This is a genomic window from Enterobacter sp. HK-058-C-ECC (assembly GCF_047531125.1).
Classification (GTDB): domain Bacteria; phylum Pseudomonadota; class Gammaproteobacteria; order Enterobacterales; family Enterobacteriaceae; genus Enterobacter; species Enterobacter quasiroggenkampii.
The window spans coordinates 88,892-114,391 of record NZ_JBLKCH010000007.1; the positions used below are offsets into that span (position 1 = coordinate 88,892).

The following is a 25,500-nucleotide window of genomic DNA, read 5'->3' on the forward strand; positions in this document are numbered from 1 at the left end:
GCTGGCGATTTTCTCGCCAGCCGGTAACGGTGTTTACGACGGAGGTCACGGAGTTTCAGGAAATAATAACGAATCGCGCAACAGATGATCGTTACCGCGACGGCGGGTAAAGCCGATGCGGTTGAAGTATTCCAGGATCTGGATCGCCAGCTTGCGCCCCACGTTCAGCCGATCGCGAAAATCCGCTGCGCAGGTCGAGCCGCGCGCCTGATCCAGCTCGCGGATCAGGTTGGCAAACGCCACAATGCGATCGTTACGGTAGTAACGATCTTTCACGATCGCGACGATTAGCCCCTGCTGCGCCGCATGGCGCAATACCTGGCGCATCACCTGCTCGTCGGTGTTGGTTTCGCGAGCCAGATCGCGAACCCACCACGGCTCATCACCAAACAGCGGGGCCGCTTTTTGCCATATGGCCTCTTGCTCGGCGGTGAACCCGGCCTTGTGATCCGGCAGGTGCAGCCAGCCGTGGTGGCTTTTAATCACGCCGCTTTCGCGCATGTTTTCGATCAGCAGCAGCACCAGCGCATCGTCTTCCATCGGCAGCGCCATGCGTCGCAGACGCTCGCGCCCCGGGCCAGGCTCGTCCTGATGCTGTTCATGGTAAGTCGCAAGCGTGTTTAGTATCTTACGCTGCCATTGCGCAGCAACCGGGGCATTGAGCAGGCTGTTGCCGGCCTGAATAAAGCCCGGCTCCTGGGTCAGCTGCCGTAAGCCTTCCCCGCTCAGCTGGCGTGCCCATGCAAAATCACGCAGACTCACCGCCCCGCGATCGAGGTGCACCCGCAGCGCGGCGTTATCATCGCTGGCCTGCGCCAGCGCGGCCAGCCACTGCAGATATTCCGGCTTACGCTTGCCGCGTCGGGGTGGGTTAAGCGCCACCACGCGCGCGCCTGCCAGCGTTTCCCTTGCAGAAATGTCACGCAGTACCAGACGATCGTTATCTGCCAGCCAGAGCGGCGAATCAAATACCAGCTCGGCAAGGTCGTTTTCCAGTAGCGACACGCGCCCGGTGATATGGCTTGCCGCGTGGTGAATATGCAGCGGCTGCCATTGGGTCAGCGGCATGTGTGTCTGCAGGGAGACAATCACGCGTTCAGACGGTTCCGGCGGGGCATCGGCCAGCAGCCAGTCTCCGCGATTAAGCTGCTCTTTTTCTGCATCCCCGGCAATGTTCAGCGCGATACGCTGCCCGGCGTGGGCACGGTCAGCGGGCTGGTTTTGTGCATGCAGCCCGCGCACGCGCATCGGTTTGTTCACGCCCGTCAGCCAGAGCGTATCTCCCACGCTGACTTCACCACTCAGCGCGGTGCCGGTCACGACCAGCCCCGCACCTTTTACGGTAAACGCCCGATCGATCGCCAGACGGAAACGATGATGGCTGGCGTGGTCGCGTGATGAGAGGTGCTGCAAATGGTGGCGAAGTTCGTCGATACCATGCCCTTCTGTCGCCACGGTGACAAAAAGCGATGCGTCGGCAAAACCATACTCCCGCAGAGTCGCCTGGACCGTTTCGCGCACCTCGCTGATGCGCGCATCATCCACGCGATCGGCTTTGGTCAGCGCCACGGTCAGCTGCGGGTTGCCGGTTAGCTGCAGGATCGCCAGGTGCTCGCGGGTTTGCGCCATCACGCCGTCATCGCAGGCCACCACCAGCAGGGCATGATCGATGCCGCCCACGCCCGCCAGCATGTTGGACAGAAACTTTTCATGCCCCGGCACATCAATAAAGCCCAGCACGCGACCATCAGGCTGGGGCCAGTAGGCATAGCCCAGATCGATGGTCATGCCGCGCTTTTTCTCTTCCGGCAGGCGATCGGCGTTTACGCCGGTAATGGCCTGCAGTAACGTGGTTTTTCCGTGATCGACGTGACCGGCGGTGGCAATAATCATTTCAACAACATCTCCAGAAATCGCTCTTCATCTTCAAGGCAGCGCAGATCCAGCCACATTCGGCCGTCGTAAATCCGCCCGATAACCGGCGTCGAGAGACCGCGCCAGCGCGACGACAGCGCCTCAAGCTGGCTGCCGCGCCCGTCACGCGGCGTGAACGTCAGCGCCTCACTCGGCAACCTGTCCACCGGCAGCGACCCGCTGCCAATCTGCGACTGGCAGGGCTCAATGCGAACGTCAAAATCGGGGTAGTGCGGGGCGACGCGCGGCAGCAGCAGTTCGGCCTGGGCGCGAATCGAGGCGGCATCGCGGCTTAACAGACGCAGCGTGGGCAGACGGTCAGCCAGTTTTTCCGGGTGGAGATAGAGCCGCAGCGTCGCCTCCAGCGCGGCAAGCGTCATTTTATCGGCGCGCAGGGCGCGCTTAAGCGGGTGCTGCTGCAACTGCGCAATCAGCTCGCGCTTGCCGACGATAATCCCGGCCTGCGGCCCGCCCAGCAGTTTGTCGCCGGAAAAGCTGACCAGGCTAACACCCGCCGCAATCATCTCCTGCGGCATCGGCTCTTTTGGCAGCCCGTACAGGCTCAGATCCACCAGCGAGCCGCTGCCGAGATCGGCAATCACCGGTATATTCAGTTCGCGCCCAATCGCCGCCAGCTCCGCCTCGTCAACCGTTTTGGTGAAGCCTTCAATATGGTAATTGCTGGTGTGAACCTTCATCAACAGGGCGGTATTTTCATTCACCGCCGCGCGATAATCTTTCGCATGGGTACGGTTTGTCGTGCCCACTTCATGCAACGTGCAGCCTGCCTGGCGCATCACGTCCGGAATACGAAACGCCCCGCCAATCTCCACCAGCTCGCCGCGGGACACCACCACCTCTTTGCCGCTGGCGGTGGCCGCCAGCATCAGCAGCACCGCTGCGGCGTTGTTATTCACAATGCAGGCATCTTCCGCGCCGGTCAGCTGGCACAGCAGCTCCGCCAGCGCGCGGTCGCGGTGCCCGCGCCCGGCGCCGTCCAGATCGTACTCCAGCGTCACGGGCATTCGCATGGCCTGCACGACTGCGGCAACGGCCTCTTCCGCCTGCTGCGCGCGCCCCAGGTTGGTATGCAGCACGGTACCCGACAGGTTTATCACCGGGCGTAACGCGCTTTGCGCCTTCTCATCCAGCCGCTGTTCAACTTCCTGCTCCCACGCGCTACACCAGTCGGGCAAGGCGTTTTCTGTCTGAATCGCGCAGCGGGCTTCGTCCTGAAGCAGGCGTAACATTTCCACCGTCGCGGTATGGCCGAAACGCTCAACAACAGCATGAATGCGGGGTTCGCGAAGAAGACGGTCGGTAGCGGGGATCTGGCTGTACAGCGAATGATGAGTAGTCATGAAAGCGCCTGGCGAGTAAATATCTTCCCCCCTCCCGACGGGAGAGGGAGTTAACATGTGAGGGGATTGTACCGCCTCCGACGGCGAAGTGTTATAACCCGCGTCAAGCCTTTGGCGGTTCGGTACGGGCAAAGCTCTCGCGACTAAACAGCGTGTCTGCAAGCTTCACCAGCAGCGGACGGTCGACGCACCAGCCCGGGGAGACGCGGCGGAAGTTGAGATAACCAATCGCGCAGGCGATGGCGATGGTCCCCAGGTTCAGGCTGTCGGTGTCGATCTTACCCTCCCGGATTAGCTGTTCGCATCTGTCCAGGCTGCGGCTGATTTTTTCCCGCTGGCGTAACAGTTCCGTTTCCGACTGCTGGGCGGCGGGCCTTGCCTGTTCCCGTACGGAGGTTAACGCCGCATCCATAATGCCATCGGCCAGGGCTTCAACCTGCTTCACCGCCAGCGCCGCTTTTGGGTCTGCTGGAAGCATTGCCGGGGCAACGCCCAGCAGCTCGATATACTCCGCAATAATCGGGGAATCAAACCAGTATTCGCCCTCGTCCGTGACCAGCGCCGGGACTTTCCCCAGCGGGTTGTACTGCGCGACGCCGTTTTCTGCGTTGTAGGGCTGTTCATTCACGAATTCAAATTCAATCCCCTTCTCCAGCAGGAGAATCGAGATTTTTCGCACGAAGGGACTGGTATAGCTGCCGATGAGTTTCATTGCCTGATCCTTGATGCCGGAAAAAGTCAGTATGGATCAAGCGATGAAAAAAGGGCAGGTCTGCATGTCGCATTCCTGCCCTGGAAGGATTAGTGATCGAGGTAGAGGTAGTGCATCCAGCTGGTCATACGCAGCAGTACTTTACGCATAACCGAGACGTGGGCGAAGTGGTCCGAATAGACCGCTACCTGGGCATAGATACCGTCCGGCAGGGCATCGACTTCGGCGTTGGGTTCCAGCTCAATAAGTGCCTGAACGCCGTCCGTTCCCGGCACCACCGTCAGCGACTGCAGCGCGCCCTGCGCCTGATAGGTTCCCCCCGGCACCACCGGCAGAATACTGGTGAGCTTCCCGGAGAACACCTGGCCCGGCAGCGCGTTAAACACCACTTCCGCTTCATCGCCCGGCTTCAGACGCAGCAGCGAGTTCTGACGGAACTGGGCCACAATCTGACGCTTCTGTTCAGGAATGAAGACCATCACCGGACGCAAAGGCAGCGCGGCGGCATAGGTCCCGGGACGGATCAGCACCTGAGTGATATAACCATTGCTCGGCGCACGCACCACGGTCTGGTCCAGATTGTATTTGGCTTCGGCAAGCTGGGCGCGTAACGACGCAATCTGCGACTGTTCACCGTTCACCATGCTGTCTAACTGGCTTTGGATCTGCACCTGTTCAGCCACGGAGCCTTTCACCAGCGCATCCTGTGCCAGATAGTTCTGACGCGCGTTGTCGATATCGCTTTCAGAGAACGGATTCACCTTCGCCTGGCTGCCTTTCAGGTAGCGCTGATAATCTTTGTACAGGCGATCGCGTTCAGCGGAGACGCGTGTGGTATTGGCAACGGCTTCCGCCAGCTGCGCTTTCAGATTATCGATATTGTGCGTCGCGGTCACCAGGTCGGCCTGAAGTCTGTCGACTCGCGCCTGATAGCGGCCTGGATCCAGTTTAAATAACACTTCGCCTTTTTTAATTAGCTGGTTATTTTTATCGGTCACTTCGCTGACCACACCGGTCACCTGCGGCGTGATTGGAATAGAAATAACCGCTTTTTGCGCCGTAAAGGTATACGGGTGGTTATAGTTCATTAGCAGAATAAGTCCGGCAACAATAAATACGCCGCCTAATGTTGCGGTGGCAAGCGTCCACTGGTTGACCGGAATTCGGAATATTTTAAAGATGGCCCAGGCAAATGCCACGTAGGTCAAAATAATCAACAGATCCATGATTAGCGCTCCAGCGTGTTCTTATCAGCAGCAGGCTTTACCGCGGCCAGCTTTTGTTCAAGTTCCGCCACGCGTTTGGCGAGCGCATCCATGCCCGGGACCTCATCAGGCTTTGTGATGTGGTTTTGCATGCCCCAGCCGCGATCTTCGCGGTACAGCGTGGCCCAAATCCACAGGAATGGCCAGATGGCATGGAGCGTAAACAGGCTAATCCAGCCAGCCGTATGAATGGCATCGGCATGCGGATGGTTACGCTTTTTGGCCATATTATAAGGAATATCATGGATGGCGATGATTCCGTAAAAGAGAACCAGAAATACAAAAATCAATACGCCCAGCGCAAAATAGTTGAGAAACATATTCTCCTCACTTAAACAACGTCAACTCATTAAATTAATAAAACGGTACGCAACCTAATTAATTTTTTATAAACACGGGGTTGTGCTTACTATTTCCGAGCCGGGGAGTATCGGTTTTTATAATATCTCCATGCAAGTTTATAAGCGTGTCAAAATATATCCTGAATAATAATAGACTTAACCTTACAATATGAGCGTAATCCACCTTTTAACTTTTCGCCATACCACACATCAAAAGTGGTTTTTTAGCTTATCGTGTCGTGCAATATCATCCTGGCGCTGAATCGCGAAGCAGAGTTTGCCGCCGATGACAGCCGGAGAAATCCGCATAAAAATATTTTGTGAAATCAGTCACAATCCAGAAACAAACCCACCAGAACAAAACGTGACAACAATCACATAAAAGGGTGGATTTTGCTTTTTTTGTCGCCATTGTATTTTTTTTGCCCGCAGATTTTGTGATTGAGATCACTCCATTGATATCCCTACCCCCTGCCTTTACGTGACACGCATCACACAAATTTTCCCTGTCTGGACAGTTGAACGATTCAGTGCCAGATTTCACAGCATCAGAACAGGGTCCGGCTACCTCTGCCGCCTCATTAACAATAAACCTCGGGCCGCAAGCCTAAGCGTAAACAGAAGAAGGGGTGTTTTATGTCATCCGATTTCAAGATCAAAGTTCAAAGCTTTGGTCGTTTCCTCAGCAACATGGTGATGCCAAATATCGGCGCGTTTATCGCGTGGGGTATCATCACCGCATTGTTCATTCCGACAGGGTGGTTGCCTAACGAAACGCTGGCGAAACTTGTTGGCCCAATGATTACCTATCTCCTGCCGCTGCTCATCGGTTTCACCGGAGGTCGTCTCGTAGGCGGTGACCGTGGTGGCGTCGTGGGTGCTATCACAACCATGGGTGTTATCGTCGGTGCAGATATGCCGATGTTCCTCGGTGCGATGATTGCCGGTCCTCTGGGCGGCTGGGCGATTAAGAAATTCGACGTCTGGGTTGATGGTAAGATCAAATCCGGCTTCGAAATGCTGGTGAACAACTTCTCTGCGGGCATCATCGGGATGATCCTCGCCATTCTGGCGTTCCTCGGCATTGGCCCTGCGGTTGAAGTGCTGTCCAAAATTCTGGCGGCAGGCGTTAACTTCATGGTGGCGCACGAGATGCTGCCGCTGGCATCTATCTTCGTTGAACCGGCGAAAATCCTGTTCCTTAACAACGCCATCAACCACGGCATCTTCTCGCCGCTGGGTATCCAGCAGTCTCACGATCTCGGCAAGTCTATCTTCTTCCTGATTGAAGCCAACCCGGGTCCGGGTATGGGCGTTCTGCTGGCGTACATCTTCTTTGGCCGTGGCAGCGCTAAACAGTCTGCTGGCGGTGCGGCGATCATCCACTTCCTGGGCGGTATCCACGAAATTTACTTCCCTTACGTGCTGATGAACCCACGTCTGATCCTGGCCGTTATCCTCGGCGGTATGACCGGTGTGTTCACCCTGAGCGTGCTGGGCGGCGGTCTGGTTTCTCCGGCCTCTCCGGGTTCTATCCTGGCGGTACTGGCGATGACGCCAAAAGGCGCTTACTTCGCGAACCTCGCGGCTATCTTTGCGGCAATGGCCGTCTCCTTCGTGGTCTCTTCTATCCTGCTGAAAACCAGCAAAGTGAAAGAAGATGATGACATCGAAGCCGCAACCCGTCGTATGCACGACATGAAAGCCGAATCCAAAGGCGCGACGCCACTGGCAGCCGGTGATGTCTCTAACGACCTGAGCCACGTGCGTAAAATCATCGTTGCCTGCGACGCCGGTATGGGTTCCAGCGCAATGGGTGCAGGCGTGCTGCGTAAGAAAGTGCAGGATGCGGGCCTGACCAACATCTCCGTGACCAACAGCGCCATTAACAGCCTGCCGCCGGATGTTGACCTGGTTATCACGCACCGCGACCTGACCGAACGCGCCATGCGTCAGGTACCACAGGCACAGCACATTTCGCTGACCAACTTCCTCGACAGCGGCCTGTATACCAGCCTGACCGAACGTCTGGTTGCCGCGCAGCGTCACGAAGACAACGAAGTGAAAGTGCGTTCCAGCCTGCAGGACAGTTTTGACGAGAGCAACGCCCACCTGTTTAAGCTGGGTGCGGAAAACATCTTCCTCGGTCGTACCGCGGCCACCAAAGAAGAAGCAATTCGCTTTGCCGGTGAGCAGCTGGTGAAAGGCGGCTACGTTCAGCCTGAATATGTCGACGCGATGCTGGAACGCGAAAAACTGACCCCGACCTACCTGGGCGAATCCATCGCGGTGCCGCACGGTACGGTTGAAGCGAAAGATCGTGTCCTGAAGACCGGCGTCGTATTCTGTCAGTATCCGCAGGGCGTGCGCTTCGGTGAAGAAGAAGACGACATCGCCCGTCTGGTGATTGGTATCGCCGCTCGCAACAACGAGCACATTCAGGTGATTACCAGCCTGACCAACGCGCTGGATGATGAGTCCGTCATTGAGCGTCTGGCCAACACCACCAGCGTTGAAGAAGTTCTGGCTCTGCTTAACAAATAACGGTACTCCTCCCTCTCCCCCCGGGGAGAGGGCTAGGGTGAGGGGAAAACGTTCCTCACCCCAGCCCTCTCGGGTAAAAACATTGATGAAGGTTAACACTATGAAAGCATTACATTTTGGCGCAGGTAATATCGGTCGTGGTTTTATCGGTAAACTGCTGGCAGACGCGGGCATTACCCTGACATTCGCCGATGTGAATCAGGTTGTCCTGGATGCCCTGAATGCCCGTCATAGCTATCAGGTCCATGTGGTCGGTGAAAACGAGCAGGTTGAGACGGTATCTGGCGTCAACGCGGTCAGCAGCATCGGCGACGACGTTATTGACCTTATCGCCAGCGTCGATCTGGTCACCACCGCCGTAGGTCCGGTTGTGCTTGAGCGCATCGCCCCTGCGGTCGCGAAAGGCCTCGCAAAACGTAAAGAGCAGGGTATCGATACCCCGCTGAACATCATCGCCTGTGAAAACATGGTGCGCGGCACCACGCAGCTAAAAGGCCACGTGCTCAACGCTGTGGCAGACGAAGACAAAGCCTGGGTTGAAGCGCACGTGGGTTTTGTGGATTCCGCCGTGGATCGCATCGTTCCGCCTTCCGAATCCGCGACCAACGATCCGCTGGAAGTGACCGTAGAAACCTTCAGCGAGTGGATCGTCGATAAAACCCAGTTTAAAGGCGCGCTGCCGACCATTCCGGGAATGGAATTAACCGATAACCTGATGGCATTTGTCGAACGCAAACTCTTCACGCTGAACACCGGGCATGCTATAACCGCGTACCTCGGAAAATTGGCCGGTCATCAGACCATTCGTGACGCGATCCTCGATGAGAAGATCCGCGCAGTGGTAAAAGGGGCAATGGAAGAGAGCGGCGCGGTGCTGATTAAACGCTACGGTTTCGATGCGGATAAACATGCAGCATACATCCAGAAAATCCTCGGTCGCTTTGAAAACCCTTATCTGAAAGATGACGTTGAGCGCGTGGGCCGCCAGCCGCTGCGTAAGCTGAGCGCGGGCGACCGCCTGATTAAGCCGCTGCTGGGCACGCTGGAATACGGCCTGCCGCATGCCAATCTGGTGAAAGGGATTGCCGCCGCAATGCACTACCGCAGCGAGCAGGACCCGCAGGCGCAGGAACTGGCTCAGCTGATTGATACCCAGGGCGCGCAGGCTGCGCTGGCGCAGATTTCCGGTCTGGACGCCAACAGCGACGTGGTTGTGGAGGCGGTTAACGCATACAACGCAACCAAATGATGCAGAATGCGGCGCAGGTTAGCCTGCGCCCGGATAACAGATTGTCAGATATGCAGGCAATAATGGAACAAACCCAGGCCTTTGAAAATCGTGTGCTTGAGCGTCTGAATGCTGGCAAAACCGTACGAAGTTTCCTGATTGCCGCCGTCGAGCTGTTAACCGAGGCGGTGAATATCCTGGTGCTTCAGGTGTTTCGCAAAGACGACTACGCGGTAAAATATGCTGTAGAACCGTTACTGGACGGAGACGGACCGCTGGGCGATTTATCCGTGCGTCTGAAGCTGATTTATGGTCTTGGCGTGCTGAACCGACAAGAGTATGAAGATGCAGAGCTGCTAATGGCGCTGCGCGAAGAACTCAATCATGACGGTAATGAATACACCTTTACCGACGATGAAATCCTGGGGCCGTTCGGCGAGCTGCACTGCGTCACCGCGCTTCCTCCGGCACCGCAGTTTGATAACAGCGACCCTGAGCTCTACGCGATGCAAAAGCTGCGTTATCAACAGGTTGTCCGTTCCACGATGGTTCTCTCCCTGACTGAGCTGATTTCCCGAATCAGCTTAAAAAAAGCGTTTCAGAAGTAAGCCTGCTCACATTGGTGTATCCTTCCCTGTAAATTCCCCGTTTTCAGAGTTATTTGTCATGAAAGAAGTCGAAAAGAACGAAATTAAACGCCTGAGCGACCGCCTGGATCTCATCCGCCACCAGATGGCGGGCCTGTCACTGGTCGAGTCCGCCGAGAAGTATGCCGAGCTTGAAAAAGAGACCGCGAAGCTGGAAGCGGAGATCGAGCGCCTGCGCGAGGTCAAAGGCCAGAAGCTGAGCAAAGAAGCGCAGAAACTGATGAACATGCCGCACCGCCGTGCGATCACCAAAAAAGAGCAGGCCGACATGGGCAAGCTGAAGAAAAGCGTCCGTGGTCTGGTGGTGGTTCACCCGATGACCGAGCTTGGCCGCGAAATGGGCCTGAAAGAGATGACGGGTTTTTGTAAGACGGCGTTCTGATACTTAATCTAAGTAAAATTTAAAACAAGTCAGCCCAATATATTCATTAGAAGAATATATTGGGTTTTTTATTGTCCAAAACTACTGGGGTACTTCCCGGAAGTGTAAACAGGGAATAGTAAAATCTGCAGGTTCACAATTCTCATTCTTAAGAGTAAAGTGGACATTCATTTCTTTCGATCTAACTAATACACACGGCACGTCATTGAAATATAATATATTTCTTTGGCATGATGGTATGTCATTGCATTAGGTTATAAATTTTATGAATTCTACTGAGAGCTCTACCTTTCAAAACAGCGCCCTTTCTTTAGAACAAAAACTTGAAAAAGCCAGGGCTGAACTTCTGGATTTAGGGGCAAGAAACCGCTTACTCAACATTCCGCGATCGAAGAATACACGTTTCCTGGAAGTGATTGATGAGCGTTCTGAACTGGTCTACAACCTTCTGTTTAATGAAAAAAAAACGTTCACATTTTTGCACGGTAAATCAGGTAAAGAAGACGATCAGGAGACTGAAGATAGTCTTTCAGACGAAAAAGCTTTTATTTATCAATTTGATGAAACAAAAACTGAAATAAAATCACAGCATCTTGATACTAAACTGCAGACTCGTTTAACACCTAAAGGGTTACAGACTCGATTACTTGATTTGTACCACGACTCCAAAACACTTGAAGAGGAGCAAGGCGCAAACATTCTTTTCCTGGCATTGGGCACATTGAAATGGGTAGATCCTGCTAATAAAGAGAATGTCCGTTATGCCCCTCTGATACTAGTGCCAGTTAGTCTGGAACGCGGTAGTGCTGGAGAAAGATTTAAACTAAAAGCGCGTTCAGAAGACATCATTCCTAACCTCTCTTTGGAAGCATTCCTTGAACGCGTACATCAGATCACATTACCTGTAATGCAATCTGATGATGATGAAATTAACATAAGTAGTTACTTTGAAGCTGTACAGCAATCAATAACATTGAAAACAGATTGGGAAGTTATAACCAATGACATCATCCTTGGTTTGTTCTCATTTTCTAAGTTTTTGATGTATCGAGATCTCGATCCTGCAAACTGGCCCGATGATGAAGCTATTACATCAAAATATCTTATTCGCGCGCTCATGGAAGAAGGGTTTGATGAAAGCGACGGACTACTTTCAGAAGACAGCTCTATAGACCCCCTTATCACGCCGAAAGATATGCTTCATATTATGGATAGTGATAGCTCTCAAACGCTTGCGATCCATGAAGTAAGGAGAGGGAAAAACCTTGTCATACAAGGGCCTCCGGGGACGGGTAAGTCACAGACAATAGCCAATATCATCGCGTCGGCTATCGCGGATGGAAAAACAGTACTTTTTGTTGCAGAAAAAATGGCAGCTCTTGAAGTCGTCAAACGGCGCCTCGACCAAACAGGAGTCGGTGATGCCTGTTTAGAACTTCACAGCAATAAGGCCAATAAACGAATTTTACTCGAAGAGTTGAAGCGAGTATGGGATTTAGGTTCGCCCCGCGGTGAATTTCCTGATGAATTGATTGAGAACTTAACCGAAGCCCGTGACTCCCTGAATGCCCACCCAGCTCGCCTCCATAAAGTCTATACGCCTTCGGGTTTGAGCCCTTATCAGGTGATTGGGCAATTGGTAAGATTGCGTCAAAATGAACAAACACCTACGGACTTCATTCTTCATGGCTTCAATGAATGGAGTAATAACGATCTGATAAAACGACTGGATCTCGTTAAAGAGCTTATTGAACGAATTGAGAATATTGGGCTTCCCCATAATCATCCCTGGAATGGGGTAAAACGAGAATCCGTTTTACCGGGTGAACTCGATCGCCTGATGCCAAAAATTACTACGTTGTTGCACAAAATACATGACTTTCAAAACACTATAGCGGCTCTAGCTGTACGAGTTGGAATAACACCTGAACCCGTACTTTTCAACGACGCGGACAAAATTTTTCACATTGCTAACCTCATAAATCAGGCACCTGAATTTGAGGAAGCTGCGCTAGTTAATCCTGTCTGGTCTAACTCTCTTTACGAAATAAAAAGTTTAATAGAGCAGGGTACAACGTATCAAAATAATTTCAATGAAATCAAAGACCTGATTCATGATGAACAGTTTGATACCCCTCTCCTTGAATTCCGAGATGAACTGCAAACAGTCCCGGAGGATCTTTTGCCAGATGCCTTCTCGACCGCCAGAGCATTACTACCACTATTACCGCAAATTCAATTAACAGTGGCCCATCTGACGAAAGAGCTAGGTACCGAATCCTTGTATCGTTCATCTCAGGAAATCAAAAATCTGATTGAACTCAGCATACGCGTAGCTGATGCCCCCGATGCGAGCCCGCAAGCCTTTGTCGCTTCCGTATGGGAACATGGTGTCGAACAAGCCAGAGAGTTGGTCAATTCAATCGCTGATTTACATTCCTTGCGTCAGAAAATCGATCCCCATGTTTCGGAGGCCATATGGGATACCGAACTTACACAAATTCGTCATAACCTTGCGATACATACTGGGATGTTCAAAATACTGAACAGCGAATGGCGTCGTTCACGTGCGCTTGTTCACTCTCTCATTAGAGATACAAATCAACCTATTCAGCAGCAAATTGAGCTTTTGGATAAAGTTATTCAGGCGCAAATGCTACGAAAAAATATCTCCTACGCTAGCGAGTTTGGCAACAGTGCGTTTGGCCCACATTGGCGTGGTGAAAACAGTGACAGTAGTGCTCTGAAGGCATTAGTAGAATGGATGGCAACGCTTAAAGATGTTGGTTCAGAAGCACGTTTACTGGCGAGCCAACTGTCTGATCGTGAAACGTTGAGGCACCTTAGCCAGAAACTGGAGCAGCTTCTTAATCAAGCCGATATTGAACTGAAACAACTTTGGAAGGCTTTTGGCGCAACTGCAGAATCCTGGTTTGATAATCATTATTCTATTAAGCGTGTTCCATTAAGCTATGTAGAAGCTCTGGCTCAAAAACTCAGTCGTATAGATTCAACATCACATCAGGTGTTTAAAGATCCGGCAGATCGCCCCGGTGAACGTCTGGTGCTGGTGAAGAAGATTATCGCATTGCAATATCAAAAGAAGGCCATCGAATCCCAATACGAATTGGGAAGCGCAGCATTGGGTAGTGCATGGCTAGGCATTCGGTCCCACTGGCACAATATCGTTAGCGATTGTGCATGGATTGAAAAACACGGTGACTTACGCTTCATATGCGCGACCGTAAACGATCGTGGTGAGTTACTGAATTCCGCTAATCAACTTTCAGCGGCACGTGTCTCTATCATTGACGAACTTGAAAACCTAGCCAACGAACTCGAATCGTCCACCGACGAATTCTTCCATTTGGATAATCAGCATTTACGTATCGATAGTGTCCTGAAAAAACTAACCTCATGGACTGAAAATGCCGAACAACTGTCTAAATGGGTTGCCTGGCAACACCGACGCAACCAGGCGAATAATTTAGGACTATCAGAAGTTGTAGAACGGCTTGAGGATGGGCGCTTACCATTATCCACTTGTTATAGCTCGGTCGAATATACCTATTATGAATCGCTGTTCAGTTTAATGGCTAAAGAGACACCGTCTCTTTCCCGCTTCGATGGTGAACTTCATAACCGAAAAGTGCAGTACTTTGCCGAAATGGATTTACGCCGTATAAAGAGCTCAAGCATTGAGGTCGCTCGGGCACACCATCGTCGTATTCCTTCAAAAATCGGAGCGGCAGGTCCGGTTGGAGTCCTACGTGCTGAAATGGCGAGGAAAAGAGGCCATATGCCTATTCGCCAATTGATGCTTAAAGCGGGCCCGGCTATTCAGGCAATCAAACCGGTCATGATGATGAGCCCGCTCTCTGTCGCACAATTCTTGATCCCAGGTAAGCAGAAATTCGATTTGCTTGTTATGGACGAAGCCAGCCAGATTCAGCCTGTCGATGCAATAGGTGCAATTGCGCGCTGTCAGCAAGTTGTTGTTGTCGGCGACGAAAGGCAATTACCGCCAACCAGTTTCTTCTCTCGTATGACTGAAGCCAGCAACGATGATGGGGATGAAGATTCGACGCAAGTAGCAGATATCGAAAGCATACTTGGATTATTTGTTGCCAGAGGCTTGCCACAGCGAATGCTTCGCTGGCATTACCGCAGTCGACACCAGTCGCTTATTGCGGTTTCTAATAGTCAGTTCTACGAAAACAAATTGTTTATTGTCCCAAGCCCATATACCGAAGAGGCAGGTATGGGCTTGCGATTCCATTATGTTGAAAACGGCGTTTTCGAATCAGGTGCAGGTAATGCCAATCCTATTGAGGCAAAAAGGATTGCTACCGCAATTCTTGAGCATGTACAGCAGAATCCCGAATTGTCACTGGGGGTCGCAACATTCTCAGTTTCACAACGTAAGGCTATTCAGGATGAATTAGAAGTTCTCCGCCGTTTAAATCCTCAATATGAGGATTTCTTTAATTCCCATCCTGGAGAGCCATTCTTCATTAAAAACCTGGAAAATATTCAAGGTGATGAACGTGATGTCATCATGATCTCTGTGGGATATGCACGTAATAAACAAGGCTATCTGGCAATGCGATTCGGCCCTCTGGGTTCACAAGGTGGTGAGCGACGGCTAAATGTGCTGATTAGCCGTGCAAAACGCCGATGTGAGGTTTTTGCATCGATCACCGATGAAGATATTGATCTTGAGCGAGCAAAAGGTGTTGGCGTAATAGCGTTCAAACTCTTCCTTCAATATGCCCGAACAGGACGTTTATCAATGTCCACAGTTTCCGGGCGTCCGATGGATAGCGTATTTGAAGAACAAGTCGCTTCAGCACTTCAGAACCGAGGCTATCAGGTGCACCCACAAGTCGGAATTGCTGGCTTCTTTATCGATCTTGCAATTGCCGATCCTGAATTACCTGGACGTTATATTCTAGGAATCGAATGTGATGGCAGTGCTTACCATTCCTCTCGGTCTGCCCGAGAGCGTGATCGTTTACGTCAGGCCGTTCTTGAAGATCATGGCTGGATCATACACCGAATCTGGAGTACGGATTGGTTCCAAAGACCAGAGGAACAATTGCAAAAAGTTATTGATGCTATTGATAATGCAAAAGCAGAACTGAATAGCAGAGCAGAACATACATACGGTCGTTCCCGAGCTGTTCCTGTTGATATCGTGGCAGTTGAACGAGAAGACGTTATTGAGGTTGGTTTTGATAGAGCTGATTCCGTTAATGACCAGTCTGTGATTTATGAAGAAGCACAGCCCGAAGCCAATCTTTCATATGCTTTACATGAAACACCAACCGGCATACTTGCTGACATGGTTGAAAAAATAGTCTTCACAGAATCGCCTATCCATATTAACGAAGTAATAACTCGTCTTCGCTCCGCATGGGGATTGCAACGGGCTGGTGCACGGATAGAAAGCGTTGTTAGTCAGGCTGCTCAAACTGCCTGCAGGAGAGGTAAGATTTATAAGGAACATGAATTTTTCATACACAATGAAGTAACGATTCGACTCCGCAACAGACAGAACGTCTTATCTGCAGGCTTACGTAAACCAGAACTGATCGCACCTATAGAAATCGCTTCGGGTATATTTGACATCGTTAGCGCAGGCCTCGGAGCGACTCAAGATGAAATCATTACATCTGTCTCAAGGATGCTTGGTTTTAAATCTACCAGTAGTGTTCTTCGAAAAGTGATCTCTGATGTCATTGAGATGGAGATTAAAGATAACCGTCTTAAGCAACAAGATGGTTTGATTGTCATCGGAGATACCGCTTCTATTCAAAATGCTGTCTAATTCCTGAAATTCTAGTAACTCTTGAACGGGGCCACCGTCATACGGTGGAGCCCCGCTTCAAATTGGCCCAACCAATCCCCCTTTTCTTTCTTCCCTGGTTCACAATTCCATTATTTCCGCTCACAAAACCATTGCTAGCTCATAACATCTGGTTAACCATTCATTGTCATTAACCCTACAACACAACATTGGCAGGACCACTTTTACACAGACTGTGACGCAGAGATGAGCGGAGACTCACCCGCAGCGCAGGCTGTCTGGTCCCCAGGAGACCTGCATGAGCCTCTGGCAACAAAACTACGACCCGGCCGGCAATATCTGGCTGTCGAGCCTGATCGCATCGCTTCCGATCCTGTTCTTCTTCTTTGCGCTGATTAAGCTCAAGCTGAAGGGCTACCTTGCCGCGACGTACACCGTCGCCATCGCCCTGCTGGTGGCGCTGTTCTTCTACAAAATGCCGGTCGATCGCGCGCTGGCCTCCGTCGTCTACGGTTTCTTCTACGGCCTGTGGCCGATTGCGTGGATCATCATCGCCGCGGTCTTTGTCTATAAAATCTCTGTGAAAACCGGGCAGTTCGACATTATCCGCTCGTCGATTCTCTCCATTACGCCGGACCAGCGCCTGCAGATGCTGATTGTCGGCTTCTCCTTTGGGGCGTTTCTGGAAGGCGCGGCAGGCTTTGGCGCACCGGTGGCGATCACCGCCGCGCTGCTGGTGGGCCTGGGCTTTAACCCGCTGTATGCCGCAGGTCTGTGCCTGATTGTGAACACCGCACCGGTGGCGTTTGGTGCAATGGGTATTCCGATTCTGGTTGCGGGCCAGGTGACCGGCCTGGACAGCTTTGAGATTGGCCAGATGGTGGGGCGCCAACTGCCGTTCCTGACCATTATCGTCCTGTTCTGGATCATGGCGATTATGGACGGCTGGCGCGGCGTGAAGGAGACCTGGCCTGCGGTGATGGTGGCGGGCGGTTCGTTCGCGATTGCCCAGTACCTCAGCTCGAACTTCCTTGGCCCGGAACTGCCAGACATCATTTCTTCACTGGTTTCCCTGGTCTGCCTGACGCTGTTCCTGAAACGCTGGCAGCCGGTCCGTATTTTCCGCTTCGCCGACATGGGCGCCTCGCAGGTCGATCAAACCCTGGCCCGCACCGGTTATACCGCAGGACAGGTGATTCGCGCCTGGTCGCCGTTCCTGTTCCTGACCGCCACGGTTACGCTGTGGAGCATCCCGCCGTTTAAAGCCCTGTTCGCCCCGGGCGGCGCGCTGTACGACATGGTGATTAACGTTTCGGTGCCGTTCCTCGACAAGATGGTCGCCCGTATGCCGCCGGTGGTGCACGCCGCCACGCCGTATGCCGCGGTCTATAAATTCGACTGGTTCTCCGCCACCGGGACCGCCATCCTGTTTGCCGCTATTCTTTCCGTGGTGTGGCTGCGCATGAAGCCTGCGGCTGCGGTGCAGACTTTTGCGGCGACCGTTAAAGAGCTGATGCTGCCGATCTACTCCATCGGCATGGTGCTGGCGTTCGCGTTTATCTCGAACTACTCCGGCTTGTCATCGACGCTGGCACTGGCGCTGGCGCATACCAGCCACGCCTTCACCTTCTTCTCGCCGTTCCTCGGCTGGCTGGGGGTGTTCCTGACCGGTTCCGATACCTCGTCTAACGCCCTGTTTGCCGCGCTGCAGGCCACGGCGGCCCAGCAGATTGGCGTGTCGGATGTTCTGCTGGTGGCCGCAAATACCACCGGCGGCGTGACCGGGAAAATGATCTCCCCACAATCCATCGCCATTGCCTGTGCGGCGGTGGGACTGGTCGGTAAAGAGTCGGATCTGTTCCGCTTTACCGTGAAACACAGCCTGATATTCACCTGCATGGTCGGGGTGATCACCACCCTGCAGGCCTATGTCTTAACCTGGATGATCCCATGATAGTGATGCCCAGACGCCTGTCCGACGAGATTGCCTCTCGCGTGCGGGCGCTGATTGAAGAACAACAGCTGGAAGCGGGCATGAAGTTGCCCGCCGAACGCCAGCTCGCCGCCCAGCTTGGCGTGTCGCGCAATTCACTGCGCGAGGCGCTGGCGACGCTGGTCAGCGAAGGGGTGCTGGTAAGCCGTCGCGGCGGCGGCACCTTTGTACGCTGGCAGCATGACGACTGGTCCGAGCAAAACATCGTTCAGCCGCTGAAAACGCTGATGGAGAACGACCCGGACTACAGCTTCGACATCCTTGAAGCGCGTCACGCCATCGAAACCAGTACCGCCTGGCACGCGGCCATGCGGGCAACCGACGCCGACAAAGAGAAACTCATCGCCTGCTTTGAGGCCACGCAAAGCAGCGACCCGGACATCGCCTCCCAGGCGGACGTGCGTTTTCACCTGGCGATTGCCGAGGCGTCGCACAACGTCGTGCTGCTCCAGACCATGCGCGGGTTCTTCGACCTGCTGCAATCCTCCGTGAAGCAGAGCCGCCAGCGCATGTATCTGGTTCCGCCGGTGTTTGCCCAGCTGACCGAACAACACGAGGCGGTGCTCAACGCCATTCTGGCCGGTGATGCCGAAGCCGCGCGCAAAGCGATGATGGCGCATCTCGGTTTCGTGCATACCACCATCAAACGATTCGATGAAGACCAGGCCCGACAGGCGCGTATTACCCGTCTGCCTGGCGACAGTGATATTTCCAGGGAGAACAAAGCATGATCATTTCAGCAGCCAGTGACTATCGCGCCGCGGCGCAGCGCATTTTGCCCCCGTTCCTGTTCCACTATATCGACGGCGGAGCGTATGCCGAATACACCCTGCGCCGCAACGTGGAAGATCTGTCGGAGGTGGCTCTGCGCCAGCGCGTGCTGAAGAATATGTCTGACCTGAGCCTTGAGACAAAACTGTTTAACGAAACGCTTTCCATGCCCGTCGCGCTCGCACCTGTCGGATTATGCGGCATGTACGCCCGTCGCGGTGAAGTGCAGGCCGCCGCCGCCGCAGATGCTAAAGGCATTCCGTTTACCCTTTCCACCGTGTCCGTCTGCCCGATAGAAGAGGTCGCCCCAACCATCAAGCGGCCGATGTGGTTCCAGCTGTACGTCCTGCGCGATCGCGGCTTTATGCGTAACGCGCTGGAGCGCGCCAAAGCGGCGGGCTGCTCCACGCTGGTCTTTACCGTTGATATGCCGACCCCCGGCGCGCGCTACCGCGATGCGCACTCCGGCATGAGCGGCCCAAATGCGGCGCTCCGCCGCTACTGGCAGGCGGTAACGCATCCACAGTGGGCGTGGGACGTCGGCCTGAACGGTCGCCCACACGATCTGGGGAACATCTCGGCCTACCTTGGCAAACCGACCGGGCTGGAAGATTACATCGGCTGGCTGGCGAATAACTTCGATCCGTCCATCTCCTGGAAAGACCTGGAGTGGATCCGCGAATTCTGGGACGGCCCGATGGTGATCAAGGGGATCCTCGACCCGGAAGATGCCCGCGATGCGGTCCGCTTTGGCGCAGACGGGATTGTGGTCTCTAACCACGGTGGACGCCAGCTTGACGGTGTGCTCTCCTCTGCCCGCGCCCTGCCAGCTATTGCCGATGCGGTGAAAGGCGATATCGCCATCCTGGCCGACAGCGGGATCCGCAACGGGCTGGACGTGGTGCGTATGATTGCGCTGGGTGCCGACAGCGTGCTGCTGGGACGCGCGTATCTGTATGCTCTGGCGACGGCCGGTCAGGCAGGCGTGGCGAATCTGCTTAACCTGATCGAAAAAGAGATGAAGGTGGCGATGACGCTGACCGGTGCGAAAACCATTAGCGAAATCAGTAAGGATTCCCTGGTGCAGGAGTTAAGCAAATTACCGGCAGCGCTGGCTCCACTTGCTCAGGGAAACGCGGCCTGAATCCCCCCTCGTTAACACCTCTTTCTCATGCGTCCGATCTCCCCCTCGGGCGCTTTTTTATGCCAAAAATAACATCCAGATAACATATTGGATAAGAAAATTTGACATATACATGCCGTCCGCAATTGTATAGACAAGCAAAGACAAGAACACAAAAACAACATCACATCAGAGGGGAGCGTATGACCTATTCAGGTAAGGTGGATATTCAGCAGGTGATCGACGACAGTCGCTTTTCAGGGTTTCACTGGCTGCTCATTGTGCTGGGCTTTCTGGTTCTGGCGATCGATGGCTTTGATACGGCGGCAATGGGCTACATCGCGCCCACGCTGTCGGCAGAATGGGGGATCCATAAACAGGATCTGGGGCCGGTGCTGAGCGCGGCGCTGCTGGGGCTGTCGTTGGGCGCGCTGATCGCCGGTCCGGTATCGGACCGGATGGGCCGCAAGCGCGTACTGGTCTTTTCGTGTCTGTTCTTCGGCCTGGCAAGCCTGGGCACGGCCTGGGCGCAAAGCCTCAACACCCTGACGCTGTGGCGCTTTCTGACGGGCCTGGGGCTCGGCGCCGCCATGCCGAATGCCATTACGCTGATCTCCGAGTTTGCCCCCCAGCGCTGCCGCGCCATGGCGATTAATACCATGTACTGCGGCTTCCCTCTGGGTGCGGCGGGCGGCGGCGCGATCTCGTCCTGGCTTATTCCCCACCACGGCTGGCGAAGCGTGCTGCTGACCGGCGCAATTGCGCCGCTGATTTTAACGCTGCTGCTGGCACTGCTGTTGCCGGAGTCGGTGAAGTTTCTGGTGCAGCGCGGGAAAGACGTCATGCAGGTTCGCCGCATTGCCAGCCGGTTCGCCCGCGGTACGCTGGAGGGCGTCACGGGCTTTTTCCTGGCGGAGGAGAAAACCGCGTCTAAAAAGGGGAGCGTGTCGCAGCTGTTTTCGATGCCCTGGCTGCCCGGCACCCTGATGCTGTGGGTGACCTACTTTATGGGGCTGGTCATCTACTACGTCCTGCTGAGCTGGATGCCGACGCTGATGCAGGGTATGGGTTATGCGCTGGCGGAGTCCGCCTGGCTCACCTCGCTGTTCACCTTCGGCGGCACGGCCGGCATTCTGCTCGCCGGCTGGATGATGGACCGCTGGGAAGCGCACAAGGTTGTCGCGGGCGGGTTTATCCTGACGATGGGGCTGATCCTGCTACTCGGCATGGAGCATAACCATATCGCCCTGTTTGGCGGGTTGATTTTCCTGATGGGGATCGCGATGAACGGCGCGCAGTCGGGTATGCAGACCCTGGCCGCCACCTTTTATCCCACCGAGTGCCGCGCGACGGGCATCGCCTGGATGCAGGGGATCGGCCGCTTTGGCGGCGTGGCGGGCACCATGACCAGCGCCCAGCTTCTTTCGATGCAGTGGCAGGCAGACAGTATTTTAATGATCCTCAGCGTACCCGCTCTTGTAGCCGCAGCGGCAACCGTCTACAAAATGCTGTACAGCCGCTCGCAGGAACCCGGCGTCGCGTAGGTCCTCTCTTTTCTGCTATTCTGCCCCCGCAATTAAGGGGGCAGCATGCTTAACATCGTTTTATTCGAACCAGAAATTCCGCCGAATACCGGCAATATTATCCGCCTGTGCGCCAACACCGGTTTTCGTCTGCACATCATTGAGCCAATGGGCTTTACGTGGGACGACAAACGCCTGCGCCGCGCGGGGCTGGATTATCATGAATTTACCGCCGTTATTCGCCACCACGATTATGCCGCGTTTCTGGAAGCCGAGCAGCCGCAGCGCATGTTCGCCCTGACCACCAAAGGTACGCCAGCGCACAGCGCCGTAAGCTATCAGGAGGGTGACTATCTGATGTTTGGCCCGGAAACCCGCGGCCTGCCGGCCACGATTCTGGATGCCCTGCCCGCTGAGCAGAAAATCCGTATTCCGATGATGCCGGACAGCCGCAGCATGAACCTGTCGAATGCGGTATCGGTAGTGGTGTATGAAGCATGGCGCCAGCTGGGTTATCCGGGCGCTATTCTAAGGTAGGCCCGGTAAGCGCAGCGCCACCGGGCAAAATGTCAGATGCCGTCACCATACTCAAACGTATGGTGAATACCGTTGAAGTGCTGATCCATATCCATGGACGGCTTATCGCTGTCTGGCTTACCGACGATGCGCGCCGGTACGCCAGCGGCGGTGGTGTGCGGCGGAACCGGCTGGAGCACCACGGAACCTGCGCCGATCTTCGCGCCGCGTCCGACTTCGATATTGCCGAGGATTTTGGCACCCGCGCCTATCATCACCCCTTCGCGAATTTTCGGATGGCGATCGCCGCTGGTTTTGCCGGTACCGCCCAGGGTAACCGACTGCAGGATCGAGACGTCGTCTTCAATCACAGCCGTTTCCCCGACAACAATCCCGGTGGCGTGGTCGAGCATGATCCCACGGCCAATCTTCGCCGCCGGGTGAATATCAACCTGAAACGTCACGGAAACCTGGTTTTGCAGGAAGATGGCCAGCGCGCGGCGGCCTTCATTCCACAGCCAGTGCCCAATGCGGTACGCCTGCAGAGCGTGGAAGCCTTTCAGGTACAACAGCGGGGTAGAATATTTATCGACCGCCGGGTCACGCGTGCGTACGGCCTGGATATCACAGGCGGCAGACGCGATCATTTCCGGGTCAGCGGCGTAAGCCTCTTCCACCACCTCACGAATGGCAATCGCGGGCATGATCGAGGACGCCAGCTTGTTGGCGAGCATATAGCTGAGCGCGCTGCCGAGGTTTTCGTGCTTGAGTAGCGTTGCGTGGTAGAAACTGGCCAGCATAGGCTCACAGTCGGCCAGCGCCCGGGCTTCGGCTTTAATGTTGTTCCAGACGATATCCAGTTCTTCACACGGCATTGCTAACTCCAGACGATAGTATAATGACCAGCCAGTTCTGCGCTGGCTGGGTCATTCAGGTGACAACGGTTCCGACTAGTTACTGCTGCGCTCGTCCTTGCGCGCACGACCTAATAAGGTCAATGCTGCCTCGCGCGCATTTTTTCCGCAATACAATACCTGATAAATTTCCTCGGTTATTGGCATTTCGACACCGAAACGGTGCGCCAACTCGCGGACTTCTTTGGTATTGCGGTAGCCTTCAACCACCTGGCCAATCTTCTCCTGCGCATCTTTCACATCGCTGCCCTGTCCGAGCATCATGCCAAAGCGGCGGTTACGAGACTGGTTGTCGGTACAGGTCAGCACCAGATCGCCCAGGCCAGCCATCCCCATAAAGGTGGCCGGATCCGCACCCAGCGCTTCGCCCAGGCGGGACATCTCGGTCAGACCGCGGGTGATCAGCGCCGTACGGGCGTTGGCACCAAAACCAATGCCGTCGGACATCCCGGCACCAATCGCAATCACGTTCTTCACCGCCCCGCCCAGCTGCACGCCGATAAAATCGGGGTTGCTGTAGACGCGGAAGCTCTTGCCGCAGTGCAGCAATTGCTGGAGATCGTCGGAGAAAGCCTGATCGGTTGAGGCCAGCGAAATCGCCGTCGGCAGGCCAGCGGCCAGCTCTTTGGCAAAGGTCGGGCCGGAGATGACCGCCAGCGGGATCGCATCACCCAGCGCTTCGCGGGCAACGTCCTGCAGCAGGCGTCCGGTTTCGGCTTCCAGTCCTTTTGTCGCCCAGACAATGCGCGCATCCGGGCGCATCAGCGGCTTAATCTGACGCAGCACGTCGCCAAAGACATGGCTCGGAACCACAATCAGAATGTTGCGGCTGGCCGCCAGCGCGGTCGCGAGGTCGCTTTCAAGGTGCAGGGAGTCAGGGAACGGAACGTCCGGGAGAAACGCGACGTTGCAACGATCGCGCTGCAGCGTGGCGATATGTTTTGGGTCGTGGCCCCACAGGACCACCTCGTGACCATTTCTTGCCAGAGTAATGGCAAGAGCGGTGCCGTATGAGCCGGCACCGATCACAGTCATTGACGCATTAACAGTGCTCATCAGGCATCCTGATGTTGTTCAGCACCTTCGCCAGCCTGCTGCTGCAGATAGTTCATGAACAGCGCATCAAAGTTAACTGGCGCAAGGTTCAGTTGCGGGAATGTACCGCGAGAAACCAGGCTGGTGATGCATTCACGTGCATACGGGAACAGAATGTTCGGGCAGTACGCACCCAGGCAATGCGCCATCTGGTTGCCTTCGATGCCGCCAATAGAGAAGATACCGCCCTGCTGTACTTCACACAGGAATGCAGTTTCTTCGCCCAGAGAGGCGGTAACGGTCACACGCAGCACGACTTCATACACGTCATCTGCCAGCTGGGTAGATGCGGTATCCAGATCAAGTTTAACCTCTGGCTGCCAATCTTTCTGGAAAACGTGTGGCGCATTTGGCGCTTCGAAAGAGACATCTTTGGTGTAGATACGCTGGATCTGGAAAGTCATCTCGGTGTTGTTTTGTTCTGACATGGAAATACCCTTTTTAATTGTCCTAAAGTCTCTTAGCTCAGCAGCGGATCGAGTCCACCACGGGCGTCGAGCGCATACAAGTCATCACAGCCGCCAATGTGCTGCGCATCAATAAAAATCTGTGGAACCGTCGTACGACCACTACGTTGGATCATCTCTTCGCGTTTAATCGCGTCACCGTCGATCGGCAGTTCCTGGAACGTGACGCCTTTACTGTTCAGCAGCGCTTTCGCACGATGGCAGAACGGGCACGTCGCTTTGGTATAGATCTCAATATGGGCCATGACTGAACTCCTTATTTACCGCGCACCAAAGGAAGATTTTCCCCGCTCCAGCCGGAAATACCTTCTTTCAGCACCATTACGTTTTCGAAGCCTGCTTTATGAAGCGCGCTGGCAGATTCCTGTGCCTGCATGCCGGTCGCATCCACAACGATAATCGGCTGGGCTTTGTGTTTTTCAAGCTCACCGACGTTGTTCGCTTTGATTTCAGCTGGCAACAGGTTGATTGCGCCCGCAATGTGACCTTTGCGGAAATCGTCACGCTGACGCAGATCGACAACGACGGCATCTTCTTTGTTAATCAGACGCGTCGCTTCACCACGGGTGATAACCTTAATCTTAGACGTCAGGCTCTTAAATGTGGTGAACAGCACAGCAGCCAGCAGGCCAATCCACGCGATGCTCAGAACCGGATGGCGGCTAACGAATTGCATAATTTCTTGCATGGAGGGTAACTACTCCCGACTAAGTGATAAAAAAAACCAGGACAGGAGTATACCTGTGCGTTCTGGCAAATACAGCCAGCGACCCTAACCTAATCCATTTTCTGCGGCATGCCACCTAAAAAAATGCCTCAAAATGGTCTGGTCAGCATCTTGCCCCTGCGCTTTCTTTGATCTTCCGCGGCTATTTGATCGATTCAGCTGTAGTAA

The 25,500-nt window shown here is 54.3% G+C and carries 20 protein-coding genes; 10 read left to right on the forward strand and 10 right to left on the reverse strand.

Translation table 11 applies throughout. The features are described from left to right. Positions 1-45: 45 nt before the first annotated feature. The 5 genes from selB to ACMWJS_RS14970 form a co-directional block, all read right to left on the reverse strand. Complete coding sequence (gene selB, locus ACMWJS_RS14950; protein WP_414747251.1) at positions 46-1,893, reverse strand: selenocysteine-specific translation elongation factor; 1,848 nt, start codon at positions 1,891-1,893, stop codon at positions 46-48. Next, on the reverse strand, positions 1,890-3,275 hold the full coding sequence (gene selA / locus ACMWJS_RS14955) for an L-seryl-tRNA(Sec) selenium transferase (RefSeq protein ID WP_334762679.1): 1,386 nt from the start codon (positions 3,273-3,275) through the stop codon (positions 1,890-1,892). The genes selB and selA overlap by 4 nt, the downstream gene beginning before the upstream one ends. A gap of 103 nt (positions 3,276-3,378) precedes the next feature. Then, positions 3,379-3,987, reverse strand: a complete 609-nt coding sequence (locus ACMWJS_RS14960) for a glutathione S-transferase (RefSeq protein WP_045907894.1) — start codon at positions 3,985-3,987, stop codon at positions 3,379-3,381. A gap of 89 nt (positions 3,988-4,076) precedes the next feature. Next, the gene (locus ACMWJS_RS14965; protein WP_025758413.1) at positions 4,077-5,213 is read right to left on the reverse strand and encodes an HlyD family secretion protein; all 1,137 of its coding nucleotides are present in this window, start codon (positions 5,211-5,213) and stop codon (positions 4,077-4,079) included. A gap of 2 nt (positions 5,214-5,215) precedes the next feature. Next, the gene (locus ACMWJS_RS14970; protein ID WP_024906600.1) at positions 5,216-5,572 is read right to left on the reverse strand and encodes a DUF3302 domain-containing protein; all 357 of its coding nucleotides are present in this window, start codon (positions 5,570-5,572) and stop codon (positions 5,216-5,218) included. A gap of 657 nt (positions 5,573-6,229) precedes the next feature. Here ACMWJS_RS14970 and ACMWJS_RS14975 point away from each other — a divergent pair. The 10 genes from ACMWJS_RS14975 (at position 6,230) to trmL (ending at position 22,150) form a co-directional block, all read left to right on the forward strand. Beyond that, a complete protein-coding gene (locus ACMWJS_RS14975) occupies positions 6,230-8,137 on the forward strand; it encodes a PTS mannitol transporter subunit IICBA (RefSeq protein WP_045907896.1) in 1,908 nt (635 codons plus the stop codon). A 100-nt stretch (positions 8,138-8,237) separates the two neighbouring features. Next, positions 8,238-9,386: a mannitol-1-phosphate 5-dehydrogenase gene (gene mtlD, locus ACMWJS_RS14980; protein WP_167214688.1), complete on the forward strand. Its 1,149-nt coding sequence runs from the start codon at positions 8,238-8,240 to the stop codon at positions 9,384-9,386. Continuing rightward, positions 9,383-9,973: a mannitol operon repressor MtlR gene (gene mtlR, locus ACMWJS_RS14985; protein WP_047071159.1), complete on the forward strand. Its 591-nt coding sequence runs from the start codon at positions 9,383-9,385 to the stop codon at positions 9,971-9,973. The genes mtlD and mtlR overlap by 4 nt, the downstream gene beginning before the upstream one ends. A gap of 58 nt (positions 9,974-10,031) precedes the next feature. Continuing rightward, positions 10,032-10,394, forward strand: a complete 363-nt coding sequence (locus ACMWJS_RS14990; RefSeq protein ID WP_021242435.1) for a YibL family ribosome-associated protein — start codon at positions 10,032-10,034, stop codon at positions 10,392-10,394. A 265-nt stretch (positions 10,395-10,659) separates the two neighbouring features. Next, complete coding sequence (locus tag ACMWJS_RS14995) at positions 10,660-16,224, forward strand: DUF3320 domain-containing protein (protein ID WP_334762680.1); 5,565 nt, start codon at positions 10,660-10,662, stop codon at positions 16,222-16,224. Positions 16,225-16,501: 277 nt separating this feature from the next. Beyond that, complete coding sequence (gene lldP / locus ACMWJS_RS15000; protein WP_039267048.1) at positions 16,502-18,157, forward strand: L-lactate permease; 1,656 nt, start codon at positions 16,502-16,504, stop codon at positions 18,155-18,157. Then, positions 18,154-18,927, forward strand: coding sequence for a transcriptional regulator LldR (lldR, locus tag ACMWJS_RS15005; RefSeq protein WP_023294814.1), 774 nt, complete (start codon positions 18,154-18,156; stop codon positions 18,925-18,927). Before lldP ends, lldR begins: the two co-directional genes overlap by 4 nt. Then, positions 18,924-20,111 carry a quinone-dependent L-lactate dehydrogenase gene (gene lldD, locus ACMWJS_RS15010; RefSeq protein WP_023334042.1) on the forward strand — a complete coding sequence of 396 codons (1,188 nt, stop codon included), beginning with the start codon at positions 18,924-18,926 and terminating at the stop codon, positions 20,109-20,111. The genes lldR and lldD overlap by 4 nt, the downstream gene beginning before the upstream one ends. Before the next feature lie 182 nt (positions 20,112-20,293). Then, on the forward strand, positions 20,294-21,634 hold the full coding sequence (locus ACMWJS_RS15015; RefSeq protein ID WP_045907899.1) for an MFS transporter: 1,341 nt from the start codon (positions 20,294-20,296) through the stop codon (positions 21,632-21,634). 45 nt (positions 21,635-21,679) lie between these two features. Continuing rightward, entirely contained in the window at positions 21,680-22,150 is a 471-nt protein-coding gene (trmL, locus tag ACMWJS_RS15020) for a tRNA (uridine(34)/cytosine(34)/5-carboxymethylaminomethyluridine(34)-2'-O)-methyltransferase TrmL (RefSeq protein WP_048226547.1), read from the forward strand. A 32-nt stretch (positions 22,151-22,182) separates the two neighbouring features. Here the strand turns inward: trmL and cysE are convergent, their stop codons facing one another. From cysE to ACMWJS_RS15045, 5 genes are all read right to left on the reverse strand, one after another. Continuing rightward, complete coding sequence (cysE, locus tag ACMWJS_RS15025; RefSeq protein WP_008502718.1) at positions 22,183-23,004, reverse strand: serine O-acetyltransferase; 822 nt, start codon at positions 23,002-23,004, stop codon at positions 22,183-22,185. Between the two features lie 75 nt (positions 23,005-23,079). Beyond that, positions 23,080-24,099: an NAD(P)H-dependent glycerol-3-phosphate dehydrogenase gene (gene gpsA, locus ACMWJS_RS15030; RefSeq protein ID WP_045907901.1), complete on the reverse strand. Its 1,020-nt coding sequence runs from the start codon at positions 24,097-24,099 to the stop codon at positions 23,080-23,082. Next, on the reverse strand, positions 24,099-24,566 hold the full coding sequence (gene secB / locus ACMWJS_RS15035) for a protein-export chaperone SecB (RefSeq protein WP_003860835.1): 468 nt from the start codon (positions 24,564-24,566) through the stop codon (positions 24,099-24,101). Before secB ends, gpsA begins: the two co-directional genes overlap by 1 nt. Positions 24,567-24,598: 32 nt before the next feature. After that, the gene (grxC, locus tag ACMWJS_RS15040; protein WP_008502715.1) at positions 24,599-24,850 is read right to left on the reverse strand and encodes a glutaredoxin 3; all 252 of its coding nucleotides are present in this window, start codon (positions 24,848-24,850) and stop codon (positions 24,599-24,601) included. Between the two features lie 11 nt (positions 24,851-24,861). Continuing rightward, positions 24,862-25,293 (reverse strand): rhodanese-like domain-containing protein, encoded by a 432-nt coding sequence (locus tag ACMWJS_RS15045; RefSeq protein WP_414747252.1) that lies wholly within the window; start codon positions 25,291-25,293, stop codon positions 24,862-24,864. Positions 25,294-25,500: the final 207 nt, after the last annotated feature.